Annotated in this window: 3 protein-coding genes; all 3 read left to right on the plus strand. The window is 59.7% G+C overall.

Features of this window, described 5'->3' with window-relative positions:
- The first annotated feature begins 12 nt into the window (after window positions 1–12).
- Window positions 13–1,689, plus strand: coding sequence for a formate--tetrahydrofolate ligase (locus tag AC2FIC_RS20295; RefSeq protein ID WP_496693145.1), 1,677 nt, complete (start codon window positions 13–15; stop codon window positions 1,687–1,689).
- Window positions 1,690–1,747: 58 nt separating this feature from the next.
- Complete coding sequence (locus tag AC2FIC_RS20300) at window positions 1,748–2,053, plus strand: chorismate mutase (RefSeq protein WP_142640424.1); 306 nt, start codon at window positions 1,748–1,750, stop codon at window positions 2,051–2,053.
- 53 nt (window positions 2,054–2,106) lie between these two features.
- The coding region (locus AC2FIC_RS20305; RefSeq protein WP_282022572.1) for a tetrahydrofolate dehydrogenase/cyclohydrolase catalytic domain-containing protein at window positions 2,107–2,534 on the plus strand (428 nt) is incomplete at its 3' end.

The raw sequence follows: 2,534 nt of genomic DNA on the forward strand, positions 1-2,534 counted from the left end.
GACCGAAACCCAATGAGCTATAAATCTGACATCGAAATTGCGCGTGAGGCGAAGAAGAAGCCGATTCAGGAGATTGGTGCGAAGATCGGCATCGAATCTGCTGATCTTCTGCCCTATGGCCATGACAAGGCAAAGGTGAGCCAGGACTTCATCAATTCGGTTCAGGGCCGTGAGGACGGCAAGCTGATTCTGGTGACGGCGATCAACCCGACGCCTGCGGGTGAGGGCAAGACGACGACGACTGTGGGTCTGGGTGACGGTCTGAACCGGATCGGCAAGAACGCGATGATCTGTATCCGTGAGGCTTCGCTGGGCCCGAACTTTGGCATGAAGGGCGGCGCTGCGGGTGGTGGTTACGCGCAGGTTGTTCCGATGGAAGAGATGAACCTGCACTTCACCGGTGACTTTCACGCCATCACCAGCGCCCATTCACTGCTGTCGGCGATGATCGACAACCACATCTACTGGGGCAATGAGTGCGAGATCGACATTCGCCGTGTAGCGTGGCGTCGTGTGGTCGACATGAACGACCGCGCGCTGCGTCAGATCACGGCCAGCTTGGGTGGCGTATCGAACGGTTTCCCGCGCGAGACCGGCTTTGACATCACCGTGGCCTCTGAGGTTATGGCGATCCTGTGCCTGGCCAATGATCTGAAAGATCTGGAAAAGCGGTTGGGTGACATCATCGTCGCGTATCGCCGCGACAAGACAGCCGTGTATTGCCGCGACATCAAGGCTGAAGGTGCGATGACGGTGCTGCTGAAGGACGCGATGCAGCCGAACCTGGTGCAGACGCTGGAAAACAACCCGGCCTTTGTCCATGGCGGCCCGTTTGCCAACATTGCACATGGCTGTAACTCGGTCATTGCGACCAAGACCGCGCTGAAAGTGGCTGACTATGTGGTGACCGAAGCGGGCTTTGGCGCCGATCTGGGCGCCGAGAAATTCATGAACATCAAGTGCCGCAAAGCGGGTATCGCGCCGTCGGCTGTGGTGCTGGTCGCCACCGTGCGTGCGATGAAGATGAATGGCGGTGTGGCCAAGGCTGATCTGGGTGCGGAAAACGTCGACGCGGTCAAATCGGGCTGCGCCAACCTGGGTCGTCACATCGAAAACGTCAAATCCTTTGGCGTGCCGGTTGTGGTTGGCATCAACCACTTCGTCACCGATACCGACGCAGAAGTGCAAGCCGTGAAAGACTATTGCTCTGACCACGGGGTCGAAGCGGTTCTGTCGCGTCACTGGGAGCTGGGGTCGGAAGGTTCGGCGCCGCTGGCCGAGAAGGTGGTCGAAATCGTCGAAGGGGGCACAGCGAACTTTGCGCCGATCTACCCCGACGATATGCCGCTGTTCGAGAAGATCGAAACCATCGCCAAGCGCATCTATCGCGCGGACGAGGTTTTGGCCGACAACAAGATCCGCAACCAGCTGCGTGAATGGGAAGAAGCCGGTTACGGCAACCTGCCGGTCTGCATGGCCAAGACGCAGTATTCCTTCTCGACCGATCCCTCGTTGCGCGGCGCGCCCACCGGCCATTCGGTTCCGGTGCGCGAGGTGCGCCTGAGCGCGGGTGCCGGATTTATCGTGGCGGTCTGTGGTGAGATCATGACTATGCCGGGCCTGCCGCGCAAACCGGCGGCCGAAAGCATCTGCCTCAATGACGCAGGTGAGATCGAGGGCTTGTTCTAAGTCGCCAGATAAGACATCTCGTGATCCGGAGAATGCTCCGGGCCACGAGGAGATCACGATGCCCACTCTGACACCGCCGCAAGACTGCGCAACGATGCAGGATCTGCGGATTCAGATTGACCAGCTGGACCGGCACCTGATCGAGATGCTGGTGAGGCGCGCCAGCTACATTGATCGCGCGTCTGAGTTGAAGCCGGGCGAGGGCCTGCCGGCCCGTATTCCGGATCGTGTTGAAGAGGTGGTGCAAAAGGTGCGTGCCAGCTCTCAGGCGGCGGGGATGGACCCCGATCTGGCCGAGACGCTGTGGCGCATTCTGATTGACTGGTCGATTGCGCGTGAGGAACGTGTGCTCGGCAACGACTGACTGACCGGGCGCCCCAAGCGCCCGATCCGTTTTTGGGAAGAAGGGATCGAAGAATGGTAGCGCAGGTTATCGACGGTAAGGCCTTTGCAGCAACGGTGCGGGCACAGGTTGCCGATCAGGTTGCAAAGCTGAAGGACGAAAATGGCATCACCCCCGGTCTGGCCGTGGTTCTGGTGGGCGAAGACCCGGCCAGCCAGGTCTATGTCCGCTCGAAGGGCAAGATGACCGTCGAGGTCGGCATGAACTCGTATGAGCACAAGCTGGATGTGGACACCTCCGAGGCAGACCTGCTGGCATTGATCGACAAGCTGAATACCGATCCCGCAGTCCACGGCATTCTGGTGCAGCTGCCGCTGCCCAAGCATCTGAACGAAGATCTGGTGATCAATTCGATCGACCCGGCCAAGGATGTCGACGGGTTCCACATCTCGAATGTGGGCCTGCTGGGCACCGGTCAGAAATCGATGGTGCCCTGTACCCC

It is taken from the genome of Ruegeria sp. CDSC079, assembly GCF_059610505.1.